Source organism: Paenarthrobacter nitroguajacolicus (genome assembly GCF_029952445.1).
Lineage (GTDB): Bacteria > Actinomycetota > Actinomycetes > Actinomycetales > Micrococcaceae > Arthrobacter > Arthrobacter nitroguajacolicus_B.
In genome coordinates this window covers 1-23,269 of sequence record NZ_JAQPPK010000044.1, presented here as the reverse complement: position 1 = coordinate 23,269, position 23,269 = coordinate 1, and the positions used below count along the sequence as shown (strand labels likewise).

General features: G+C 61.3%; 26 protein-coding genes. 22 read left to right on the top strand and 4 right to left on the bottom strand.

Features of this window, described 5'->3' with window-relative positions:
• Positions 1-126: 126 nt before the first annotated feature.
• The 10 genes from PJL15_RS21560 to PJL15_RS21515 all read left to right on the top strand — a co-directional run bounded on the left by PJL15_RS21560 (position 127) and on the right by PJL15_RS21515 (position 8,429).
• Positions 127-477 carry a DUF3846 domain-containing protein gene (locus tag PJL15_RS21560; RefSeq protein WP_281453173.1) on the top strand — a complete coding sequence of 117 codons (351 nt, stop codon included), beginning with the start codon at positions 127-129 and terminating at the stop codon, positions 475-477.
• A 77-nt stretch (positions 478-554) separates the two neighbouring features.
• A complete protein-coding gene (locus PJL15_RS21555; RefSeq protein ID WP_281453172.1) occupies positions 555-1,538 on the top strand; it encodes a DUF4192 family protein in 984 nt (327 codons plus the stop codon).
• A 182-nt stretch (positions 1,539-1,720) separates the two neighbouring features.
• A complete protein-coding gene (locus tag PJL15_RS21550; RefSeq protein ID WP_281453171.1) occupies positions 1,721-1,870 on the top strand; it encodes a hypothetical protein in 150 nt (49 codons plus the stop codon).
• Positions 1,871-2,402: 532 nt separating this feature from the next.
• Positions 2,403-2,837 (top strand): hypothetical protein, encoded by a 435-nt coding sequence (locus PJL15_RS21545; protein WP_281453170.1) that lies wholly within the window; start codon positions 2,403-2,405, stop codon positions 2,835-2,837.
• 75 nt (positions 2,838-2,912) lie between these two features.
• Complete coding sequence (locus PJL15_RS21540; protein ID WP_281453169.1) at positions 2,913-3,188, top strand: hypothetical protein; 276 nt, start codon at positions 2,913-2,915, stop codon at positions 3,186-3,188.
• Positions 3,189-3,252: 64 nt separating this feature from the next.
• Positions 3,253-3,564, top strand: coding sequence for a hypothetical protein (locus PJL15_RS21535; RefSeq protein ID WP_281453168.1), 312 nt, complete (start codon positions 3,253-3,255; stop codon positions 3,562-3,564).
• Between the two features lie 579 nt (positions 3,565-4,143).
• Positions 4,144-4,494, top strand: coding sequence for a hypothetical protein (locus PJL15_RS21530; RefSeq protein WP_281453167.1), 351 nt, complete (start codon positions 4,144-4,146; stop codon positions 4,492-4,494).
• A 606-nt stretch (positions 4,495-5,100) separates the two neighbouring features.
• The gene (dprA, locus tag PJL15_RS21525; RefSeq protein WP_281453166.1) at positions 5,101-6,009 is read left to right on the top strand and encodes a DNA-processing protein DprA; all 909 of its coding nucleotides are present in this window, start codon (positions 5,101-5,103) and stop codon (positions 6,007-6,009) included.
• A gap of 61 nt (positions 6,010-6,070) precedes the next feature.
• Positions 6,071-6,463, top strand: a complete 393-nt coding sequence (locus PJL15_RS21520; protein ID WP_281453165.1) for a hypothetical protein — start codon at positions 6,071-6,073, stop codon at positions 6,461-6,463.
• Positions 6,464-7,070: 607 nt separating this feature from the next.
• Complete coding sequence (locus PJL15_RS21515; protein ID WP_281453164.1) at positions 7,071-8,429, top strand: ParB/RepB/Spo0J family partition protein; 1,359 nt, start codon at positions 7,071-7,073, stop codon at positions 8,427-8,429.
• Between the two features lie 50 nt (positions 8,430-8,479).
• Here PJL15_RS21515 and PJL15_RS21510 read toward each other — a convergent pair whose 3' ends face one another.
• On the bottom strand, positions 8,480-8,641 hold the full coding sequence (locus PJL15_RS21510; RefSeq protein WP_281453163.1) for a hypothetical protein: 162 nt from the start codon (positions 8,639-8,641) through the stop codon (positions 8,480-8,482).
• Between the two features lie 528 nt (positions 8,642-9,169).
• Between PJL15_RS21510 and PJL15_RS21505 the strand changes: the two genes are divergently transcribed.
• The 7 genes from PJL15_RS21505 (at position 9,170) to PJL15_RS21475 (ending at position 14,150) form a co-directional block, all read left to right on the top strand.
• A complete protein-coding gene (locus tag PJL15_RS21505; RefSeq protein WP_281453162.1) occupies positions 9,170-9,436 on the top strand; it encodes a glutaredoxin family protein in 267 nt (88 codons plus the stop codon).
• Positions 9,437-9,441: 5 nt separating this feature from the next.
• Positions 9,442-10,296 carry a single-stranded DNA-binding protein gene (locus PJL15_RS21500; RefSeq protein WP_281453161.1) on the top strand — a complete coding sequence of 285 codons (855 nt, stop codon included), beginning with the start codon at positions 9,442-9,444 and terminating at the stop codon, positions 10,294-10,296.
• A 69-nt stretch (positions 10,297-10,365) separates the two neighbouring features.
• Positions 10,366-10,812 carry a hypothetical protein gene (locus PJL15_RS21495; RefSeq protein ID WP_281453160.1) on the top strand — a complete coding sequence of 149 codons (447 nt, stop codon included), beginning with the start codon at positions 10,366-10,368 and terminating at the stop codon, positions 10,810-10,812.
• Complete coding sequence (locus tag PJL15_RS21490; RefSeq protein WP_281453159.1) at positions 10,799-11,053, top strand: ParB family protein; 255 nt, start codon at positions 10,799-10,801, stop codon at positions 11,051-11,053. Before PJL15_RS21495 ends, PJL15_RS21490 begins: the two co-directional genes overlap by 14 nt.
• Positions 11,054-12,026: 973 nt before the next feature.
• Positions 12,027-12,920 (top strand): nucleotidyl transferase AbiEii/AbiGii toxin family protein, encoded by an 894-nt coding sequence (locus tag PJL15_RS21485; RefSeq protein WP_281453158.1) that lies wholly within the window; start codon positions 12,027-12,029, stop codon positions 12,918-12,920.
• Positions 12,917-13,495 (top strand): recombinase family protein, encoded by a 579-nt coding sequence (locus PJL15_RS21480; protein WP_281453157.1) that lies wholly within the window; start codon positions 12,917-12,919, stop codon positions 13,493-13,495. The genes PJL15_RS21485 and PJL15_RS21480 overlap by 4 nt, the downstream gene beginning before the upstream one ends.
• Positions 13,496-13,556: 61 nt before the next feature.
• The gene (locus PJL15_RS21475) at positions 13,557-14,150 is read left to right on the top strand and encodes a hypothetical protein (RefSeq protein WP_281453156.1); all 594 of its coding nucleotides are present in this window, start codon (positions 13,557-13,559) and stop codon (positions 14,148-14,150) included.
• 510 nt (positions 14,151-14,660) lie between these two features.
• On the opposite strand, the gene PJL15_RS21470 is transcribed toward PJL15_RS21475, so the two are convergent.
• Both PJL15_RS21470 and PJL15_RS21465 read right to left on the bottom strand, forming a co-directional pair.
• Positions 14,661-15,707 (bottom strand): hypothetical protein, encoded by a 1,047-nt coding sequence (locus PJL15_RS21470; RefSeq protein WP_281453155.1) that lies wholly within the window; start codon positions 15,705-15,707, stop codon positions 14,661-14,663.
• A 194-nt stretch (positions 15,708-15,901) separates the two neighbouring features.
• Entirely contained in the window at positions 15,902-16,204 is a 303-nt protein-coding gene (locus PJL15_RS21465; protein ID WP_281453154.1) for a hypothetical protein, read from the bottom strand.
• A gap of 223 nt (positions 16,205-16,427) precedes the next feature.
• Between PJL15_RS21465 and PJL15_RS21460 the strand changes: the two genes are divergently transcribed.
• From PJL15_RS21460 to PJL15_RS21440, 5 genes are all read left to right on the top strand, one after another.
• The gene (locus tag PJL15_RS21460) at positions 16,428-16,820 is read left to right on the top strand and encodes a plasmid mobilization protein (protein ID WP_281453153.1); all 393 of its coding nucleotides are present in this window, start codon (positions 16,428-16,430) and stop codon (positions 16,818-16,820) included.
• A 3-nt stretch (positions 16,821-16,823) separates the two neighbouring features.
• Complete coding sequence (locus PJL15_RS21455) at positions 16,824-18,461, top strand: relaxase/mobilization nuclease domain-containing protein (protein ID WP_281453152.1); 1,638 nt, start codon at positions 16,824-16,826, stop codon at positions 18,459-18,461.
• 31 nt (positions 18,462-18,492) lie between these two features.
• Positions 18,493-20,115: a hypothetical protein gene (locus PJL15_RS21450; protein ID WP_281453151.1), complete on the top strand. Its 1,623-nt coding sequence runs from the start codon at positions 18,493-18,495 to the stop codon at positions 20,113-20,115.
• 517 nt (positions 20,116-20,632) lie between these two features.
• Complete coding sequence (locus PJL15_RS21445) at positions 20,633-21,076, top strand: hypothetical protein (protein ID WP_281453150.1); 444 nt, start codon at positions 20,633-20,635, stop codon at positions 21,074-21,076.
• Between the two features lie 96 nt (positions 21,077-21,172).
• The gene (locus PJL15_RS21440) at positions 21,173-21,739 is read left to right on the top strand and encodes a hypothetical protein (RefSeq protein WP_281453149.1); all 567 of its coding nucleotides are present in this window, start codon (positions 21,173-21,175) and stop codon (positions 21,737-21,739) included.
• Positions 21,740-22,394: 655 nt separating this feature from the next.
• Here PJL15_RS21440 and PJL15_RS21435 read toward each other — a convergent pair.
• Entirely contained in the window at positions 22,395-22,724 is a 330-nt protein-coding gene (locus tag PJL15_RS21435; RefSeq protein WP_281453148.1) for a hypothetical protein, read from the bottom strand.
• Between the last annotated feature and the right edge of the window lie 545 nt (positions 22,725-23,269).

The window sequence follows — 23,269 nt, the reverse complement described above, 5'->3', positions numbered from 1 at the left end:
CAGGCCTCCGTCGGCCACAGCTCCGCAAGCTTCGCCAGCAGCCAAAAAACAACGGGGGGAGAGGGGAAGCTGGCCGGTCACCTAAGCCGCCCCACCCACCACCTTTCTCGGCAAAGAAGGAGCAACATGCTTAACCACCTGATCGCGCTGTACGTCCCCGCGCGCCTGAGCGAAAGCGTCACCGTCCACAGCGTTGACGCCCGGCACACAAGCCTTCAGATCATCGTCGGCGGCGGGCTGGAATGCATCGCCCGAGGCGACTGGCAGGTCTACCTGAACGCGGAAACCCAAACCACCGGACCGTCCAACGTCCGTGCGGTGCAGCTGCTCCACGAAACCGGACTCGACCTGCCGGTAACCGGGAACGCCGTGTTCCTGGGCAGGGCAGGACTGAACCACGACACTGACGTGCCGGACCACCTCATCCGCAGGGCCGAAGCACTCTTTGACGCCCGACTGATCCAACCAGTGGCCTAACCGCCCACGGTGGCCGGGAACCCGCGTTCCCGGCCACCCCAATCATTTACTTTCTCGGCAAAAGAAGGAGCAACATCATGACTGAAAAACTCACCCTCACCAGCCCCGCTGACCTGCTGGCCTACATCCCGCACCTGCTCGGAGGAACCCCCACCGAATCCATCGTCGTGCTCACGGCCACCGCCGGAGCCTTGGGCGCCACCCTTCGCGTGGACGGACCCATGGACACCGCCCCGCTGGGATTCGCCCAAACGGTGACCAGCCTCGCGGCACAGGACGAGAACGCCACGGCCTGCTACCTCATCGTCTACACCGACGAAACCAGCACCGATGCCCGGTTCCCTTACGCGGCCCACGTCGCGGCCCTGGGCAACGAACTGGCCACCGCGCGGATGCCCGTCCGCAAGGTCTACCTCGTCACCAGCACGCACTGGGCCGCTTACGGCAGCACGGAGCGCAACCCGCTGGATCAGATCAAGGACAGCAACGCCAACGCCACCTTGACCTTCAGGGGAAGCGCCCCGAACGTGGACGTCTATAACCCGGCGTTGCTGGGCAAATGGGTTGAGCCGGTTCAGGTGCCCGTCCGCACGGAGGAATCCATCGAAGAAGCCCGCCGCGAATGGGGCACCGTACTGGAGACCCCGGGCATGCCGGACCGCGAGAGCGCCCGGCAACTGGCGGCATGGTTCCAAGACAACTACATCCGGGACTTCCTCATGGCAGACGTCATCACCACGAACAACGGCGTCATCATTGACATCCTTCTGGGCAAGTTCGACGGCTGCCCCGACTGGAAGCGCGTGGACCACGCCGAAATCATCGCTTTCGAACTGATGAAGGTCGTCCCGGAGGGCCAACGCGCACCCATGCTGACCCTCATGGGCTGGCTGCAATGGCTCAAAGGATACGGAAAGCACGCAGAACGCTACTTGAAACTCGCGGTCGAGGACGCACCCGGTTACCGGTTCGCCGAGCTGCTGCACGAACTGATTGGCCGCGTCTACATCGCAGAAGTAGCCAAGAATCAGGAAACGGCCTACAAGCGCCCCACCAGCTAACCAGAAAGGCCGGGCAGGATCAGCAACGGTCCTGCCCGGCCGTTACGCTGGCGGGGCGGCCTCCTCCGCTGGCGCTCCCCCGGCCGCCATAACGCTGGCGCGGGCGCAGCTGCAACCCAGCCAACGCAAAGGATCCACGGCTACAGTGATTCCAACGAGAACACTGCACCGGGAGATCCAGCATGGGAACCGAATACATCCTGACCGAGGACGACAAACCAGCCCCCGGGGCGAGCTTCCTTGAAAACGTCATCGAGCTGCAGCTGCTCACCGCCGGCGAATCCCTGGGACCGGTGGACTTCACGCACCCCCAGGAACACCACGACTTCTAACCACACCGCAGCAATGACGCTGCACCACAGATTTCCTTTTTGCCGAGGAACAACAGAAAGAGCCGGCCCCCAGGGTGCCGGCTCTTTCTGCCTTCACAGCTAAGAGGCAGGCTCGCGGGGGCTCGCTCTGGTTTGCGCTGCGCTTCAACCAGTTGATGGGCGTCCTCTCCGCTTCGCTCCGTGGCCGGCTGTTGGGCCCGGTCCCGGCCTCGCAGAGCTCCGCCGTGCCCGGTCCTGTTGTGTCTACGACGTTTTTTGGCTGCTGTCCTTCGGATTCTATGTGTCCGCTCCACCCCGTCTAGCCCCTCCGCAAGCTCCGGGGCCTGCGGTCCGGGAATTTCCCTCCGGCGCTCCTGCGTCGCTTATTTCCTCCGGGAATTCCCACACCTTGCCCAAGGGTAGACAGGCCTCCGTCGGCCACAGCTCCGCAAGCTTCGCCAGCAGCCAAAAAACAACGGGGGGAGAGGGGAAGCTGGCCGGTCACCTAAGCCGCCCCACCCACCACCTTTCTCGGCAAAGAAGGAGCAACACCATGAACGCAGTCATCAAAATGACCGTGACCACCGTCGACACCGGCGAAACCATCCATGACGTGCCCGTGCTGGTGGATTACCACATGAACGACGGCTACGACTGGATGGACGTCATCGGAGAGCACAGCTGGGTTGTGATCCCCAGCTGGGGATGTGACGGCTGGGACTTGGGCCAGTGGCCCTATGTCATGGTGGCCGGGATCCGGACCGCTGATGCGATCGGCAATCTGTTCGGCATGGCCACCTACTGCGAGGGCGACGTGAAAACAACGTTCTACCGGACGAAGGCCCGGTACTGGGACGCGATCACCGAAGAGGCTTTTTCCCACTGGAAGAACGGGCAAGCGCAAGGTCCGGCAGACCTGCCCGTAGCCGCAGCTGAACTTCCCAGCCGCTACCGGATCCCGCCCACGTTCCAAACAGCCGCAGCCTAACAGCCCTCAACTCCGTGCCGGGCGGACCCCGCCGCCCGGCACGGCACCAATCCCACCAGCAAAGGACCGAGAACAATGACCGAAAAGCGCAGCATCGCCAACAGCCCGGCCCAAGCCGTGGTCTTCCTAGAAACCCTCGCCGCAATCGTGGAGAAGTCTCCCGTGGCTTACAGCGTCGAATCCGCCGCCGATCTCGCCGCACACATCCGCGGCATGGCCGAAGCCGTCAACGCCGAGGCACACGTGAACCCCGGTGAGCTGACCACCACCCGGCAATACGCGGCCTTGGACTGGCACAACGAAGCCGTAGCCGTCCTGTTCGCCGCAGAACACCGCACTACCTTCCACTAACGCCAGTCGCTGGACCGTTCGCCCAGTGAGGGCGGACGGTCCCCCGGGAACAGGAGACAGCACCATGACGGACTTTTGGGACGCAGACGGCGATTTCGATTACGAAGCCCACCACGAAGCGGGCCAACGCAATAACGCAGCTGAGGCCGCCCAAAGGATCGGCCATCCAGGCATGGCCGAGGCCTTCCACTACTTCGGTTTGCAGGATAGGCCGGATTCAGCCTTCACGCCCGAACTGCTCGCAGCGCTGGACACGTGGCAGATCCAGCTGAAGAGGATCGAAACGGCACCCGCCGATCAGGAAACCAAGCACCTACAGCGGCAGACCGATGAAACCACCGGCGCGATCTTGGCAATGATCGACAGCGCCACATAGGCAACGTGGGCCGTTCGCCTTTTGTGGGCGGGCGGTCCGCCGCGCGGGTGGCCGCCTGGGTGGGTGGTTGCCGGCGGCGGACCGCCGTTCCCGCAACGGGCCGGCGCCTCTCACCTGGTGCGTGCGGCATTCCCAAATCGGAGCTGCCCTGGGCGGATCAGAGTTGGCCAGGGAAAGCATGCTCGCAGGGCTCACACCCTTTTGGGCGTCCTCTCCGCTTCGCTCCGTGGCCGGCTGTTGGGTGCTGCCGGTCCGTCGCAGAGCTCCTGCCCGTCATCCCCTGTTTGTCTACGACGTTTTCTGGTTGCTGTCCTTCGGATTGTAGGCGTCCGCTCCAGCCCGTCTAGCCCCTCCGCAGGCTCCGGGGCCTGTGGTGCAGGAAATGTCCCTTCGGCGCTCCTGCGTCGCTTGTTTCCTCCGGGAATTTCCCACACCTTGCCCAAGGGTAGACAGGCCTCCGTCGGCCGCCGAGCAAGCAAGCTTGCCAGCAACCAAAAAACAACGGGGGAGAGGGGAAGCTGGCCGGTCACCTAAGCCGCCCCACCCACCACCTTTCTCGGCAAAAGAAGGAGCAACACCATGAGCAACGCCGCCACAGCCCCCAAAGGCATCACCGCCCTGATCTACCGCGACGCCCTAGGCACGGACTTTTCCAATCAGGGCATTTCCGCCCGCGTCATGGAGGTGACCGTCATCGGCGAGGGCATCGACCCCGTTCTCGAAGCCACCGAGGAACGGCCCGCCGTCCGGCTTGTCAAAAACGAGAGCATGCACGGCGAAACCGTGATCCACGCCGAGCCAGTCGCCCCGGAGGACGAACCCGCCCCGTGGTACATGTTCGGCGGCACGTTCATCTTCAGCAGCGACTCACGATTCCGGCGCGCGGCCGGACAGTACGGAGCCATCCCGCTCCACGACCGCCGCGAATAGAACCGGTGGGCCGTTCGCCCTTGTGTGGGCGGGCGGTCCGCCGCGGGTGGCCGCCTGGGTGGGTGGGTGCCGGCGACGGACCGCCGTTCCCGCCCGGGGCCGGCCCTACTCACCTGGTGCGTGCGGCAAGCCCGCGGCTGGAACACCTTGGGCGGATCCCGCGGGGGTCACAGCTAAGAGGCAGGCTCGCGGGGGCTCGCTCTGGTTTGCGCTGCGCTTCAACCAGTTGATGGGCGTCCTCTCCGCTTCGCTCCGTGGCCGGCTGTTGGGCCCGGTCCCGGCCTCGCAGAGCTCCGCCGTGCCCGGTCCTGTTGTGTCTACGACGTTTTTTGGCTGCTGTCCTTCGGATTCTATGTGTCCGCTCCACCCCGTCTAGCCCCTCCGCAAGCTCCGGGGCCTGCGGTCCGGGAATTTCCCTCCGGCGCTCCTGCGTCGCTTATTTCCTCCGGGAATTCCCACACCTTGCCCAAGGGTAGACAGGCCTCCGTCGGCCACAGCTCCGCAAGCTTCGCCAGCAGCCAAAAAACAACGGGGGGAGAGGGGAAGCTGGCCGGTCACCTAAGCCGCCCCACCCACCACCTTTCTCGGCAAAGAAGGAGCAACACCATGAACGACCGCATTGCACGCGCCGCCCTCACTCGTCTCTTCGACTCCCAGGACTCCACTGGCTGGGCGCTTGTCCAAGCCTTAGGCGCCTACGCAGCTCTGAGAGTAGCAACCGGCGCGCAACCGCCCCACACCTTCCGCCACATCAGCGACGAGGACTTGAACGACGGGTTGCGCCGCTGGGCGCAACGGCTCCCCGACGTGGATGCGGAAAGGGACCTTGCCACCATTGAACGGCTGGGCGGAGGTTTCCTTATCCCTGGTGACGAACACTGGCCCGCCGGTCTTGATGACCTGCCGGATGCCCCGTATGGGCTCTGGTACGTCGGGAACATCACCCAAGGGATCCCCGCAATACAGCGCATGGCAGCGCTGACCGGTTCCCGCGATTCGACCAACTACGGCGCAGCTGTCACCGGTGAGATGGCCTACGGGCTGGCCCAGCGCGGCGTCTGCATCATCTCCGGTCTGGCCTACGGCATCGACGCGCACGCCCACCGGGGCGCACTGTCCGGCTTTACCGGCGACGGACCGGCAACAATCGCGGTTGCCGCCGGAGGCCTTGACCGGGTTTACCCCTCCGGTAACGCAGACCTCGCGGCCGCGATCAGGGCCAACGGCTTGATCGTCTCAGAGCAGCCCCCGGGAAGCGCACCGACACGTCACCGCTTCTTGCAGCGGAACCGCATCATTGCCGCCCTTGCCGGGGTGACCTGTGTTGTCGAAGCCCGGTGGCGTTCCGGTGCGCTGAACGCCGCCAACCACGCAGAATCCCTTGCCCGGCACGTCGCCGCGGTGCCCGGAAGCGTGCACAGTGCCAACTCGGCGGGATGCCACAGGCTCCTGAAAGAAGGGACAGCGGCCCTGGTTTCCGACGCTGCAGAACTGGCCGAACTACTCGCCAGCTAGACCCACCGGTGGCCGGGACGCCCGTCCCGGCCACCGCCCCCTTCCCAAAGGAGACAAAACCATGACCGAAAGCCCCGAAACCCGACAAGACACCGATGAGATCGCATGGTTCCCTGCGCGTGAGCTGGTGGACGCGATGAAAGCCGAAGGCCTGGACATTCACGTAGACCAGACCGGCGGAGGCACCGCAACATTCTTTCTTCAACGCGAAGGCAGCCACACCTTCACCATTGGCCCCGGTTCGTACAGCTGGAACGCCCCTCTGGAATCGGAGTTCACCACAGCAGAGCTCTACTACGGCCCGGACCGCTACGACGACGACGGCGAACCGGTGGAGTTCCCCGCCGACGAAGAAAAGACCATCACGCCGGGAACACCGATCGAGGACATCGCCAAGGAAATCGCCGTGAACTTCCGCCGATTCAACACCCGCCCGACCGACAGCGACACATAAGCGGGGTGGGCCGTTCGCCCTTTTGTGGGCGGGCGGTCCGCCGCGGGTGGCCGGCTCTGGTGGGTGGTTGCCGGCGGCGGACCGCCGTTCCCGCGACGGGGCCGGCGCATCTCACCTGGTGCGGGCGGCCCGCCTAGTTCGGGATTAGCCTGGGCGGATCCCGCGGGGGCTAGGGGAGGGGCAGGCTCGCGGGGGCTCGCTCTGGTTTGCGCTGCGCTTCAACCAGTTGATGGGCGTCCTCTCCGCTTCGCTCCGTGGCCGGCTGTTGGGCCCGGTCCCGACGTCGCAGAGCTCCGCCGTGCCCGGTCCTGTTGTGTCTACGACGTTTTTTGGCTGCTGTCCTTCGGATTCTATGTGTCCGCTCCACCCCGTCTAGCCCCTCCGCAAGCTCCGGGGCCTGCGGTCCGGGAATTTCCCTCCGGCGCTCCTGCGTCGCTTATTTCCTCCGGGAATTCCCACACCTTGCCCAAGGGTAGACAGGCCTCCGTCGGCCATAGCTCCGCAAGCTTCGCCAGCAGCCAAAAAACAACGGGGGGAGAGGGGAAGCTGGCCGGTCACCTAAGCCGCCCCACCCGCCACCTTTCTCGGCAAAAGAAGGAGCAACACCATGAACGCAGCACCCACGCTCGAAATGCTCGACCCCACCACCTTGACCGTTGACATCAACGTCCGCAAAGACGCAGCCTTGACCCCTGACTTTGTTGCCAGCATCAAAGAACACGGCGTCATGGAACCGGTCATTGCACACCGCAAGGACGACGGAACCGTGCACGTGCTGATGGGACAGCGCCGCACCCTTGGAGCCGTCGAAGCCAAGCGCAGCGAAATCCCGGTGATGATCATCAGCAGCCCCGAAGAAGCCGAACGCATCGTCACTCAGGTGGTGGAGAACATCCAGCGCGCCGAACTCACCGAAGCCGACGAAGCAGACGCCTACCACCAGCTGTCACTGATCGGCGTTTCAGCGGCAGCGATCGCCAAGAAGACCGGACGGAAAAAGACCACCGTTGAAGGTGCCCTGAAAGCCAAGACATCCGAGGCCGGGACCGCCGCCCTCGGCAGGGGCCACACCATCGAAGAAGCCCTGATCATCGCCGAATTCGAAGGCGACGAGGAAGCCACCGCCGAACTGGCATCGGTCATCCAGGACGAACCCGACCAGCTGTTCCACGTCGCCCAGCAACTCCGGGACGAACGAGAACAAGCCGCCGCCCGCGCCGCGTACACCGCAGAAGTGGAAGCCACCGGCACAACCATTGTTGAAAGGCCCGGTTACGAGGACGAAGGAACCGCCCACGTCACCTCCCTGAAACGGGCCGACGGTGAACCGGCCACAGAAGCGGACGCGAACGCCGTCTACATCAGTCAGGACTACCATGGGGAGTTTTCCACCGTCCCGGTGATCGTCGGATGGAAGGAAATTGGCTTTACCGAGCGGTACAGCTACCAGTCTTCATCGGCCAACAAAGGGCCAATGACCGACGAACAGAAGGCCGAACGGAAGACCCTGATCGCCAATAACAAGGCCATGGAATCGGCCACCACCGTGCGCCGGGAATTCGTCAAAACCCTGCTGGCGAAAAAGCAGGCACCCAAAGGGTGGCAGTACTTCACCGTCCACGCGATCACCCACCACCCCGAAACGACCGGCTATGACGCACAAGTGGCAGCCGAAATGGTCACCACCAAGCCCGGCGGAGAGAAATCATGGGGATGGAACCCGCTGAAGGATCACGTGGCCAAGTCCACAGCCCGGCCCGAGTTCTCGTTGATCGCGCTGGTCTGCGCCGGATACGAAAAGACCATCGCCAAGGACTCATGGCGGCGACCGTCCCAAAGCCACCGGGACTACCTGAACCAGCTCCTCACATGGGGGTACACCCCGAGCGAGGTTGAGCAGATCATCATCGACAGCGGCAAACCAGCCGAAGAAGACACCGCCGAGGAAACCACCGAAGCGGCCTAAGAACCCCTTGCCGGGCGGAACCCAAACCGCCCGGCAAGGCACCCTACCACTCACCACGACAGGGCCAGGAACCTCCCACACGTCGGGCGGTCCGCCGCCCAGGGCGAACCACGCCAGCCAATCACCAGCGGCGGACCGCCATTGACCGCGGCCAGGCGCAGGCCCACCAAAAGCCGCGCTTCGCCGGCCACCTGGCTACTCCATCGACTCACCACCGAAGTTTTGTCAGTGGATCCCGCTAGGCTCAACCCAATACACCAGAACGCCGGCACCCCGCAGCAAACATGCGAACAACGCACTGAGTCTTGTAGGCTGAACCACAGATTTCCTTTTTGCCGAGGGAACGAAGCAGGACCGGCCCGCGCCGGTCCTGCTTTGTTTAACCCCAATATCGGGCACTTTCCCCATGGGCCAGAACATCCGCCGCTGACACACCAACCAAGTGGGAACAGTTCTTTCAGCCGGGACCACACACCGGGGTACGCGGAATCACCTGACTAGGCACAAGAACCCAACGCCCAGGGCAGCTGCTAGCGAAGCCGGGGGAGCAGCGCCGGACTTCTACCCGCAACACCAAACCCACCATCCGGGACGCGCACCATCACCGAAACAAAAAGCGCCGAAAAACCCCTAGAATACGGGAGAAAGTCCTGTTTATTCGATCGGATAAGCGGTAGAATAGTAGTAGCAAGTCAGCCAGACGAACCTCACCAAAACTGATACGAAACGCAGGACTGAAAATGACTTCTTCAACCACCGATTACACGGTCTACACCAAGCCAGGTTGCCCGAACTGCGACCGCACCATGGCCTACTTCGACTCCAACGGCGTCACTTACACGCCCGTGGACATCACCCAAGTGCCGGCAGCGCTCGAATACATCACCCAGGACCTCGGCTACTCCCAGGCACCGGTCATTGTGAACAACACCGATGACCAGGACCACTGGTCCGGCCTGCGCCCCGACAAGCTCGTCCAAGCGGCCATGAGCCACAAGGCAGCGTGAGGGCCATGAGGAAACCACACCCCGTGGACGGGTTCACGATCACCCCGCGGATCCCGTTGGAAGTGGACCTGTTCCGGGAGACCAACCCCAGCGGCAGAATCTACCCCGACACCAAGGAAGAACCCCTCGCCGGGATCTACGGCCTGCCCTACCCGGTGGAGGACGATCGGTACCTGGACGCGATCACCCGCGCCCCCATCGGCGCCGGAGGTCTGTGGGACAAACACACCGCGGACCAGCACCAACCCAACGACCTCACCCACGATGCACCGGGTGGGACCGAACCTCAGAACGAAACCAGCACAGACACCGAGAACACCACCAGCGCACGAGGAAAAGGAACCATCATGGCCGGCGAAACCACCATCACAGTCATCGGAAACCTCACCAACGACCCAGAGCTGCGATTTACCCCGTCGGGATCCGCGGTAGCGAACTTCACCATCGCCTCCACCCCCCGGACCTTCGACCGCCAGTCCAACGAATGGAAAGACGGGGAGACGCTTTTCCTCCGCGCCAGTGTCTGGCGGGAAGCAGCTGAGAACGTCTCAGAGTCCCTGACCAAAGGAACCCGAGTCATTGTCTCGGGACGGCTCAAGTCCCGGTCCTACGAAACCAAAGAAGGCGAAAAGCGCACCGTCATCGAACTCGAAGTAGACGAAATCGGCCCGTCCCTGCGATACGCCAACGCGAAAGTGAACCGTACCCAACGCAACAACCAGGGCGGTGGGAACGCGGGTGGTTTCGGGAACCAGCCCAGCACCGGGCAGCCGGTTCAACAGGACGACCCGTGGGCGGCGAACACATCAGCCAACGCCGGTTCCTGGGGCAACGGCCCCGACTCCGAACCCCCGTTCTAAACCACAGGGCGGTGGGCCGGCTACCCAGCTGGCCTACCACTCCCACCTTCACATTCAAGGAACCAGAACATGACCCATGCAGAGGATCTTCGCCGTTGGGCGAAAGGAACGTACACGACCGAAGCGGCCACCGAATTGTTGCTGCGGGCGTTCAATGGGCGTTTCGCCGAACCGGGAAACCCGTGGGTCCGCACGCCGGGGGCCACCGACAATGAAGCAGCGGTGTGGATCGATTTCGATGTTCTGGCCGAATCCGCCCACAACGGCGCCTATTCCGGGGGAGAGGCGCGCTTCTTGCTGCTGACAGCTTCCCTGGCGGGAAACGTCCATGTGGTCCTCGCCGATGTCCTGATCGGTTTGGACCGGCACGTGATTGATCTCATCCTGGCGGCAGTCTCACACTCGACGGGCAGCCACGACCACCCCGGAATCAGCCTCGGCGAGGACGGCACCCCGACATTCTCCGGTCTGCCGACGACGCTCTACCCGTGGCCTGGTGACGATGACTTCCGCTGAGAAGAAGAGCCCCTACTTCACCCAAGAGGATCTGCAGCAGATCCGGGCCGCGGTTCAAGCCGTCGGAAAGTTCGAAGGGTATGCGTCCATCGCGGACTTCGTAGAAGCAGCTGCGCGCAGGGAACTACGACGGCTGCAACGCAAGTACAACAACGGCCGAAAATGGCCGGGAGTGGAAGCCGGCGAACTTCGCCCAGGACGTCGGACACGTGAAGAAACTGCCCGCCGGGAGGACCGATGAAACTCACACGGACGGTGCCTATTCGCTGCATGCCTAAGAGGCAACGCATCGCCACCAGGCTTCACACGTGAGGAGCAACGCCGGAAACGCGTCGTCGGGGATTCCCAGCTACGCTCGAAACGTCTTGAGGATTCGCAAAGGTTCGGTTCGTTGAAGGCGTCGGCAAATCACATGGGTGGCCGGGGCTTGAGCTAAGTACGAGCCTGTTTAGAAACCTCTCGCCAAAGCACCGATGAAGCCAGGGCATTGAGGCCCGTGATGAACAAGTCGCCTGCAGGCGGGCGGCCGATCAATACATCCGTGAAGACCAGTGCCAGCGACCCCACGGCAGCGATGGTGAACACGACAGCCAGCAATCGCAGCCATCGTCGTCGCCCGTGCTGGTCTCGGTCCCCACATCCAATCGGTCCTGGCGGATTCATGTCCTTACCTTACGCAGGAGCATCGCGCACGGAATCGTTCGTATTCGTGCAGGGGCCAAACCGCCAATGGTGGGCTTCCCAGCACCGCGCAAATTTGCGGAACTCCGCCATCGGGTTTTGCACGAAACGCTGCACGGAACCCGGGCATGAACAATAGCTATCTGTGTTGAGTTTCGTGCATGCTTGTTACGCTGAGCTTAGCGGGAACAATCCGTCCCGCCTTAGGAGACACCAATGCCCACCATTAAGCGCCGGTCCTCCGGACATCAGTCAAGCGAACCGCGTGTCCTGATACAGGACGTGATCCCTTACGAGGTACCGGAACGGCTCGAAGACCTTCATGGCCCAGCGGAAGGCATTCTGACCTTGCCGCTGCGGATTTATTGGGGACCGAGGGCTGAGTGTGACTTAGGGGAGCCGGAGGACGTTATCAAGGCTTACCAGGCCATCCTGCGGGAAGCCGCACGACAGGACCAGGAAGAACTTCTCAATGCCGCACTTCTTGTCCGGATGTGGAGTCAGTTAACGCTCCCTGTCCGGTGCAGGGACCTGTGGGCGAACAGGTTTCCCCAGTTGGGGCGGCAGGCGTAATGACGGAGCTTGATTACCAGCGCGAAGTCACCCGTCTGGCTCTGGACTCCCTAGCGGGGGGAGGGTTCGCTTTGGCTGGCTCCGGTGCCATCCGCGAACACGGCATCATCGACCGCCCTACGCAGGACATTGATCTGTTCACATCTGTCACCAGCCCAGAGGTTTTTGCGGAGTCCACCAAGAGGCTCGCCGCCACTCTGCGGGAGAGCGGGTTCGACGTTGAGGAAGACCGCAATGCCCCGCAGTATGCGAAGTTCACTGTCACATCGTCAGCCGGCCAAGGGGTCGAAGTTGACCTTGCTGTTGACTGGCGCTCGGAAGAGCCGGTGACGCTGTCGATAGGCCCGGTTCTGAGTCTTCCTGATGCTGTCGCAAGTAAGCTCTCGGCCGTCTACAGCCGGGCCGAAGTTCGCGATTACCTCGACTTGGACTCCATCAGAGAATCGGGACGTTTTAGTGATGACGAGATCCTCGAGCTTGCCGGTGATCGTGATCCGGGTTTTGACGTGCAGATGTTCGCTGGGCGGCTCGATCAAATCAACCGGCTGGGCAGCGCACGACGAGTGGAAGAATATGGTGTCGAAGAACAGGAACTGGCACAGCTGAAGTCCCGGCTCAGTGGATGGGCCGAGCAGCTGCGCACGAACCCTCCGACACTTGGACAGCACCCGGTCCAGAAGAACCAGGAACAGTCAGCCGTTGTAGATCCCCGCATGGAAAAGGTTTTGAAGCTGGTGCATGCCTCCTATCCTGGATCGCCACGTGATGCCCTGCGGCCGCCGGCCCAGGCACCGGCAGCCGAAGCAGCTCAACCTGCCAAAGGCCGAGGCGTCGAACAGGACAAATCGCGATGACCACGAACCTCATCGGGTACGCCCGCGTCAGCACCGCCGAGCAAAACCCTCAGCTGCAGCAAGACGCCCTGGACCGGGCCGGAGTCATTCGCACTTTCACTGACTACGCGTCCGGGTCCACGCAGGACAGGCCCGAATGGCAGCGGTGCCTGGACTTCCTCCAACCCGGCAACGTCCTAGTGGTGTGGAAGCTGGATCGTGTAGGTCGATCCACCGCGGACCTTGCCCGCATCGTGACCGAACTGGATCAACGCGGCATCCAGTTCAAGTCCCTGACCGAAAGCTTCCTCGACACCACCACGGCAGATGGCCGGCTCATCTTCCACATCTTCTCCGCACTGGCAGAACACGAACGCAGCAGGATGCTCGAACGCACACGTGCAGGGCTCGAAGCCGCCCGTGCTCGCGGCCGCGTCGGTGGCCGGCCATCCACCATGACCGCAGCTCAGGTGAACGCCGCACGCACCATGCACGCGAAGAAAACACCGATCACGGAAATCGCGCAGGTCCTAGGCGTCGGGCGCATGAGTGTAAGCCGCGCACTGCGGAAACAACAGGCCGAACAATCAGCTTGAATGGCTTCTCTCCAAGAAGCGGCAAGAATAAGCCAGACATCGCTCAAAGGGGACTCGAACCATGGACGCACTTGCAACGGGCATTGCCATCCTCGGCTGCGTAACAGGCCTGTCCGGCTTCATCATCTCCATACGGGCAGACCGTCGCGCAACGCGGGCCGACAAGCGCGCGGCCGCCGCCGACCAGCGCGCCATCCGAGCCGAAGAAGAAGGCAAACGAGCAAGGCAGCGCGAACTGTGGACAGAAGTAATTGGCGCCGCCCAAGACCTTGCCGGAGCAGTCGTTGTGTACCAAGACCTCAGGCCGCTTCTAGTGCGGTTACGGATCGCGAGAACTGAACTCGTGGACGGAATTCATGGCGCTCACTACAAGCAGCTGGGCGAGTGGATGGCGGCCGATCACGTTGTGCTTGCCAAGTTGTTTGACATCACTATGAAAAAGATCGAGGGCCGAGATTGGACGCTGGAGCAGTTGGAACAAGCCCACCGGCCTGCCCATGACTGGGTGGCTGCATCTATCGTCAACTTGAGAGTCATGCGGCAGTTAGAGCCCGGGCCGGAGGCCGAACGCCAAATAGGGGAGCTCATCGCCGCTGCGCATCAAGCCCTTGAACATCTAGAGGGTGACAATATGAGAATGCAGGACGTCGTATAGAAACCGCTTCAACCAGCTTCTTCGTCGCGGCCCGAACATCCAAGAAGGTAGGAGAACGCTCAGAATTCGTTCTCAGCCCCTCGTCCACATGGGCGGCAAAAGCTAAATCCTTCGGGCTTTTCCCGCACACATGTGGACGACGGGACCCACCTGACCGCCTGCACACAACCACCACGTCACCACCGGCACAAAGCTCACCAGGGTGAGCGGTGGCCGTGCACAGCCTGCGGGCGCTGAGGTGCTACCCGGCTAATGAAACTAAACGTTTCCGGTGTGGGCTGGGTGGTACGTCTTGGGTGATCGCTGGGAGTACCCCGACGTAAATCCCCCTGCCGCTTGAGAACACTTCCGGCACCCGTGGTTCCTGTGCCCGCCACGCCCATGCCCCGCACGGTAGATGTGTGTCGTCAAGGCTGAAAAGAAGCCAGCCCCGCCCCCCACGGTGCGACGGCACGCGACGTCTTGGACCATGGGAAACGGGGCCGATTTGCTCTTGTAGTTGTGCTGGGTTTACCAGATTTTCCGGAAGGTGCGGCGGATGATTCCGGGAGAGTTGGTTTGGAAGTGTGCCTCGATTGCTGCGGCAAGCTCGGCTACTTGTTGTGATGTTGCCAGTTCGGGTTGGTTTTCTGCGGGGACGGCCTTTTGTGGTGCCGACGTCCGGGTGAGGTTCCTCAGGAGTGCGGCGCACAATCTTTCGTGTCTTTTTAGTTCGCAGTACTTTTTGAGTCGGGTTGTTGAGCGCGCCCAAAAGTTGAAGTAACTGAGTCCTGCTCCGATTGCGATCGTCAGGCTTACGAGCACAATCCTGGGGGCATCGAGTTCGGCTCCTGGTGTCCAGAGGAGCGCTACCGCGACCCATGAGAGGAGAACGGCCAGCAGGGGGGTCAGTAGCCACACAGAGCGCCATGTGTATCCCCGAATCATCATGAAAATCATCTTGACGTTGGTCAGTCGGGCGAGCCTTCTGAATCGGGTGTCGATGTATTTTATGTGCGGCCACTCGTGGCAGGCCACGCCGGGTTTGCTGTCCAGTGCTTTGTCGATTGCAGCTTGGTAGGTCTCGTTGAGAGTTTTCTTGGAGGACAGCATTGCGCGGCCTCCATCAGTTTTTATGAAGTCGTCCAGCCAGGCCTTGCGGCGCGCGAGTGCGAACTGTTTCAGATCCTCTTGTTCTGCCCAGGACTTGTGTAAGCCGCTGTAGAGGTCGTAGAGGGTGTCTGGGGATTCACTGGCTAGTTCGAGTCGGTATGTAACGAGTGCTGCGACAATCACCACCAGCAAGGTGAGGGGTGGAGTGTAGTTCGGAACGCCAGGTGTGTTTTGTTGTGCGAACCCGGGAAAGACGAGCACGATTGCGGCCAGGCTGGCGGCACCAGTTGTGAGTATGACCTTGATGACGTTGGTGATGTATTGCTTGCGTTGGTTCTCTGTGAGACCAACCACGCGCTGTTTATAGAAGAGGACTTCGATGAGTCCGACGATGACCGAGATCGCGGCGAGACAGATGACGAAGCTCGCTACGAGGGTCGCAACTATAAAGAGCGGCTGGTTCATGGATTCCTTAAGTGAGGCACAAACTCGCTGGTTGATAGAGCAGGTTGTGCACGGTCGCCGGTCGCGGTTGGTGACCTTTGCTTCGGTGGTGCGCTGGCGATTGTGCGCAACCGGTCAGCTGGGTCCCGTCGTCCACATGTGTGCGGGAAAAGCCCGAAGGATTTAGCTTTTGCCGTGCACATGTGGGCGAGGGGTTACTGTTCCGAACCCGTTGTTGTCGAGGGTGATTCGCGTGCGGTCTTTTTGGCTCGTGGTCGACCGCCGACCTTTCTGCCAGGAGTGTCCAGACCGAAGCCGCGCAGGTCCGCCTCGGTCCATTCCGCGCGCAGTGCTGACTGGTAGTCCTTCGCGTACTTTTGCTCGGCGGCGATTACCAGCTGCTGAGCTTCGTGAAGTTCGACGCTGCTGGCGGCTGCATTTTTCACGGCGTTGACCTTTGCGTCCCGGGCGGCGTCAATTTTCGCGGCCGCTTTAGCGGCGATGTCGTTGATGTCCATGCGGCCCATTCTAACGGTCGGAGCCGACAGCGGGAGTGGCATTTCCGCAAGCCCCATCATTGGTCCGAAAAACCCGAAAACTTTACAATGCGGAGCAAGCTATACACTTACACGGGTGTAAGCGGCTTGTCCTCCTCGACACTGGCGGTCGAGTGCGGCACACTTGTCAGTGTGGTCCCCGGTTCGGGGTCGCTGCGCTGGGCCGTTGAAGGAAGGGATTGGGATGTCGGAAGAGGAAAGCACTCACCGCCCCAATCTGTCCCGCCGTCGTCGGGAGAATCGTCCCGCTGGGACGAAGAAGCGGCGCGACGTGTGGGTGACTGTCGAAGAGGAAGCCGCACTCGTTGCGAGGGCCGAGCTGGAAAAGGTGACGGTTCCAAACCTGTTGGTTTCATCCGCCCTGGCGCAGCGTACTGAATCACCGACCGAACGCCGGGCCGTCATTGCAGAACTGATGCAGTTACACAACCTGTTGGCGCGTTCGTCGAACAACATCAACCAGCTTGCACGGCAGGCCAACGCCACCAGTGAGTTCCCGGTCGAGGCCCGCGAAGCTCTGAAGCATCTCCGTTCAGTAGCCATGCGTATTGACCGCGCCATTGAGGGGTTGATGTAAGGGATGATTCCGAACATCACTCGCGGTTCGCGCATGGGCGGGCTCATGGTTTATCTGGCATCGACCGACTCGGATAAGACGAAGAACGCACACACGGACCCGCACTTGGTGGCAGGTGACGCAGCCATCATGAGTTGGTACGACGACGGCGTACTGGACCGGGATGACGCCCTGGCTATCGCCAAGCACCTTGACCAACCCCGCAGGGCTTATGGTGTGTCCGTTCAGGTCAAGGGCTTCGTATGGGACGCTGCCAAAAAGGCACGAGTGCACGTCGGTTATAAGGATGCCAGCGTCTGGCATTGCTCGCTGAGTCTGCGCGCCGAGGAAGGCGCGCTGACTGACCAGCAATGGGGCGATATCGCCAACGACTTCATGGACTCCATGGGCTTCACCGCGGCCAGTGGAAAAGCACAATGCCGCTGGGCAGCTGTCAACCACGGCACGTCCGAGAATGGCAACCACCACATCCACATAGCCGTTTCTCTCGTCCGTGAAGACGGCACCAAAGCTTCCACCCACGGCGACTACAAGAAGGCGCAACAGACCTGCCGCGAATTGGAAGTTAAGTACGGCCTGGAACAACTCTCCACCGTGCACGCCACCCGTGGTTATGACCGTGCCGAGAAAGCCACTGCAGTCCGTGACGAAAGGGAAATGCACCGGATGTCTCTGGCGCGCAAGGTTCGCGCCAGTGCCAGTGCCTCAGCTACCGAAGGGGAGTTCGTCCGCCGTGCGCGCGAGACCGGCATGCTGCTTCGTCCTCGTTATGCAAAGAACACCACCGACGTTATTGTCGGGTATTCCGTGGCCGAACGACCCAAGTCCGGGGAGCGGCCTATCTGGTTCGGTGGAGGAACGCTCGCATCGGATTTGAAGCTGGGTGCACTGCGTGAAGCGTGGATGGATTCGCCGCACCTTGCCACCGAAGCAGCAGCCGAATGGAATGCCGCTGCACGCAACAAACGCACCGTCTCCAAGACCGGACCTGAGAAGGCAACGCCTCCAGCTCAGGTGTGGGTGGAGTACACCCGCAACGCAACAGCCCTTGCAGAGCAGCTGCGTTCCATTCCCCGCGATGATCACGCGACCTGGGCGAAGGCAGCACGTGAGGTTTCCGGAGCGTTTGCCGCATGGTCTTACCGTCTCGAACCCACACCCGGGCCACTGGCAGCTACGGCCGCTGAACTGTCCCGCACAGCCCAGCTCCGCGCACCACGGGAGCACAGCAAACCCATTGCGCTGCCGTCTATTGCCGGGACGGCCATGTTGTTCATGGCGGCATCGAGTAAGAACAAAACTGCCGCGCAGACAGCGCTCATGGTGCAGCTGATCAACACCGCCTTCGCCGTGTACGAAATGCATCAGCAGTCGGGGCGGACGCGCGAGGCTCAACGCATCCGTTCAGTTGTGGAGAACCAGCTCGCACCGTTCACCGGAACCATGCCCAAAGCCGCACCAGCGGACGCCGGACAGCAGCAATCAGCAGAGGCAGCGGTGCCGCCGCGTGCGATTGATATCGCACGCCGGGGCGTGGTTCCCATCCGTCCTGGATCCGCGCTGCCCACCACACCAACCGCTATTCCAGCGAAGACCTACCAGCCCAGCCAACGCGACGCAGGCACGGGCCTGGACCGATAAGAATCACACCACTAGTGCAAGGGGAACACCAATGAGTGAATCAGACGGAATGGACGATGTAGTAGACGGCGGACTGCGGCAATCGCTGATGGTCGCCTCCCGCATCGCTGAGACCCTGGCCCGCAAACGTCAGGAAGCTCAGCGGCAGCAGGAGCACGCGGACTCCCAAGCAGCGCACGAAGCTGCCGCGCGTTTAGCAGCTGAACGCAGCGCCGCTCATGCTGCACTGGTCCCGGTGGAGAAGGAGCAATGGTGGGACAAGGCTCAACCCTCCGACATTGCCACCGCCCACGCCGTCGCAGAAGCATGGAAGGGGCATGACCCCATTGCCCTGGCTGCGTCCGAGAGAATCCGCCAGGAAGTCTTTGCCCGGTACGGCATCGATACAAGAGACGTGGGCACGGACACCGCATACCTTGAATCAGGCATTAACACCGTCGCAGCCGAGAAGGCCCGCTTGGCAGCACCTGAAAACGCTGTTGCAGCTCAGGGCCAGGACGACCACAAAACCCAACTCCGAAATGCCATTGAATGGACCGCGGAAGTAGAGCCAAGGTTCTACGGTGAGTGGAGCAACCGCCACTCATTCACGGACTCCCTGGAGGACCAACGTTCCCTCGAGAGGGAACTCATCCAGTACTGGCAAACTGCCAGCGCACCGGTCGTTGGTCAAGGCACCGACGGTTTTGACCACCCGCAAAGCAAGGCCGACCACGAGACCGATCTAGGCAGGGCTACGGAATGGGCGCAAGAGCACGATCCGAAGTACTACGCCGACTGGAAGCTCCGCAACGACTTCGCCGACTCGGTAGCCGACGGTCGCAACGACGAAAAGAGACTCATCGAGCACTGGCAGGCAACCACAGGTGCTCAACTGGCATCGCAGTCCGCCGACGTTGAACACGAAAAGGCGATGCAGCTCCTAGCCGCTGCACGCGCCGAAGAACTCCGCGCCCAAGCCGCGAAACTCGCCCCTGAAATGGAACGGCACCAAGTGCCCGTGGAGTACCTGGCCAACCCTGCATTGGCACAAGCACTTCAACAGGCACACAACGCAAAGACCCCTAAAGCACTGGAGGCAGCCGACGCGGCCGTGAAGGAACGCATGTTCCTGATCGGCAAGGACGGCATCAATGGTCTCGACATCGAACAGCTCCGGAAGGAAACCACGGAGAGCGTCAACGGTGCGGGGGAGGAGCACTTCAAGGACCCTGCATTCGTGGACGCAGCCAAAAACCTGCACGAAGCCAAACTGCTGGCAGAGGGCGGATTCAAAGGCGACAAATGGTCGACGCAGGAGCAGAGGTACGAGCGCGCCGAGAAGGAACTCTTCGCCCGCATCGAAGACATCGGCCGCGAAATCGAGAACCGAGTCACCGGCAACGGCAGCAGCAGGCTCAAAGACCAAGGCCTGAAAGCTGAAACGTCATCACAACCCAGCTATGGGTCAGCCGAACACCAGCAGAAATTCGCCGAGTCCCTTGCCGGTACAGGCGCCAACGAAACGCAGATACGCGGCCGACTCGCAGCTGCCCGGAGCGAAGGAACACACCCCAGCGCGGCAGTGACAACCGGAAAAGCCACCAAAGCCCGGAAGACTCGTGGAGGGGCAGCCGCCGGCGCTGAAAGAAGCAAGAACGGGCTTAGCCGTTAGCACTGCAGCTTGGGGAAGGGAGAGACACCCTAGTTGTCTCTCCCTTTTAACTAACTTCCGTCACCACAGCCGGGGCATGGTTTGCCAACCGGCTTCGAAGCACCGCATTTTGCGCACTTGGTTGATTCTTTGACGAAAGCGCTCATTCTAAGCACCACCCTGTCCCTAGCTGAACCTTGCATTAGTAGGTTCAAAATACACATGTTGGTGGTCCAAGGAAATACCTTGTGATTGGTTAGAAGCTCCTGTAAAACGAACAGAAACTGAGACCGGGAGTGGACGCGTGGGATGGTGGAACAGCCTCTTTGGCAACAGGCTTGGCCGCATTAGCTCGGCTGCAACATACACGCAGTGGCACGAGCCGGTCCTGCCGCAGCCGACAGCGCTGTGGGAGCAACGCCTTCGGGCATACGGAAGGCGTTGCGCCCGAGAGCTGGCGACGGCGGGGGTTCCAAAGTGGACGTGCCGCGAACCACGAGACTACGGCACCTACAAGGAGGCATTCTGGCTCGTCTCCATGGACGTAGAAGCAGCCGACCGCCACTTCGCACGATGGGCTCCTCAGGGTGCCGATGCCAATGTGTTCATCGGGAGCATGCGCGGATATGGTCTGATACTCACCGGCGCAGGCGGCGTCTTTTGCAGCAAAGTCGAACTGTGGTTTCCTCCCTCCGGCGACCACGAGGAGGGCAACCTTCACTCCTATTTCCAGGCCCCAACCCAAGAACTTCTTTCCTCGTCGCCGTGGGCCTTACGCAATACTGGCCGCTGGCGGAGAAAACCCGATGAGAAGATTTACGGCGCATTGGCCAAGACCTCGTGTGCAGAGTTCAAATGCGATTACCCTCCCAACTCGTTCTCCAACGACAATCCGGGGAAGGGAACCTCTCTTGCACTGAAGAAGTTCGTTGAGGGTCGCGGGAGAACTCAATGGCCGCGAAATTTCGCCAACTACCCCTAGTCATATGTGACGACCGCTACCAGCATCTGCCCGATGTCGAAAACCAAGCTCGCCTGGCGATGCACTCCGGAAGGCAGATCTCCGAGGAGGAGCAGTGTGAGCAATACACAGCGAACGGCGTATGAGCTGAATTCAATCAAATGGGAGGAGCTGAAGTCGTACGCGGCAAAGGTCGCTGAACGTACGCGGGCTCCTCGACTGTCAGCTAAGCAGGTCGTTGTGCGCAAGGTTCCAAATGAGCGGCGGCACGGGTTCCTAGGGCTAAGACGGGAGACGGTCTTCGAGGAAGTACGTGAAACCCAAGTAACTCACGAGTACTGGGTGCTCATGTCCCGGCATTGGAACAGGGAGAGGAAAACCCAACAGGCCACGGAGGAGACGAATGAAAGGATTCTCTACTGCCTTCGCAGCACGGGGGAGCTCTTCGTCCGAGTTGAGTCGAGCGAGACGATCATTCCTTACACTGGCCGCGCTTTCGTGACCCATGAGTCGACCGAACGGCCCTTCACCATGAGTGACGTATACATGTTCGATTTCAAACCCAAGTACTACGAAACTTATGGGGAATCTCCAAAGGTCTGGACGGACAGGGACAACACAGACGAGCTTTTGGTACATGGCAAAGGATTCGGCTTGTCCCTGGTACTTCGGAAGCTCTTGTGACAGGTGCAAGAAACTCCCGGACCAGGGGCGGCGGATGGGCAAGTACTCCTTCATTCCGGAGCTGCGTGGAGAAACCTGTCAGAAAGCGGTGCTCTGCGTCACTGTGAGGGCGTATTTTGGGATCGACGGTCCCTCGCCGAAGGGCCGCGCGTTCGATGGGAGTTGTTATGGGAACTGGAAACGTACCGAACTTGCCCAATATTGCCCAAGTTGGTAGCCAAGCAATCGTCCGTGAAGTTGAGAAGCTGAACAACACGCCGAGAGACGCCGGCAAGGAGGAACGTGAGGCGGAAGCCAAGCGACAGCGATCCCAGCGACAAAATCCAGGTACAAGCGGCAAGTAGCAGTCAAGTCTCAGCGGGGCCAAGAACCACCCCGTACCATGACACCTAAAGGGGGCCACCGGATGGTGGTCCCCTTTCGTATGCTCCGGCCTGTGGTCGAGTCAGCCATACCTTCCGGATCCCGCTGTATTGCTCGCCAGTCGGTGGTGGGGAGGTAAGCTTCGCTGACTCTCCAGTACGGACGCTTACAGACTTTCTCCTCTTCCTCGCAATCTGGTTTCTGCAGACGCGGCTATTCGAGAATGCTTCTTACCAAGCCCCAAGAAAGGCTTCTTCATATCGGTGGTGCCGCATGGCCTCGGGACGATGCGCTAGTCAGTAGTTTGTAGGTGGCTGTACTTTTCGAAGAACATCCGAATTGATTCGTATACCTGTTTCGCTTCGCGCCCTGTTTGCGTTTCTGGATTCCGGAGCCATATGGGCGCCATTGCGAATTGCGCCCACTGCATGAGCGGTTCGATGAGCGGCCCGTACAAATTGCTACTGCCCATGGCGAGGAAATACTCGACTACGGCGTCCGCGCGCTCCACCATCTGATCCCCTGCGTGGCCGCCGGCTAGATTTCCATCCTCGGCTGAGCGTTGCAGCTGCCCGACTTCCTCTAAGGCTTCCCCTGCGGCCGATTCCGATGTGATAAGCATGTGCCCCCGTAATCGTTTGGTTTCCCAAACTTAAGAGACTGGTGCAAATTTGGCAAGAACCGGAGCAGGCGATGATTTCACGCCACCCGCGGCTCGGTGTCAGGTTTCGGGGGAGTGGTGGGGCGCCTCGGCTGTGGGTGTAGAAGGATTCTTGGCAATGGACACGGAACCTCCGGAACCTGGTGAATTTGGTGTGGCAGGGTGAATTTGGAGAATAACCGCTCATGTATAGGGGCGCCATGACCCATCCCTGGCTCATGGGGACGTTGAGAGATTTTCATGCTTCCCGTCACGATCCGCTCCCAGAGCGCACTGTATCCGCGAGGGAACTACACCGGGCCCTCGGGCAGGGCTGCTTGGTGTTCCCGCACCGACACGCGGGGACACCGTTACTGCACTAGGACGAAATTAGCTGATTCTAGTGGCGTCCCTGCGGATTAGATGTGGACGTATTCGGTTATTCGGACGTACCCATGCTGCAGAATAACCCGTGTGGAAAGAACAGAAATTGGTCGAGTCGGCCTTCGCTGGCGCACTCAAGCTGC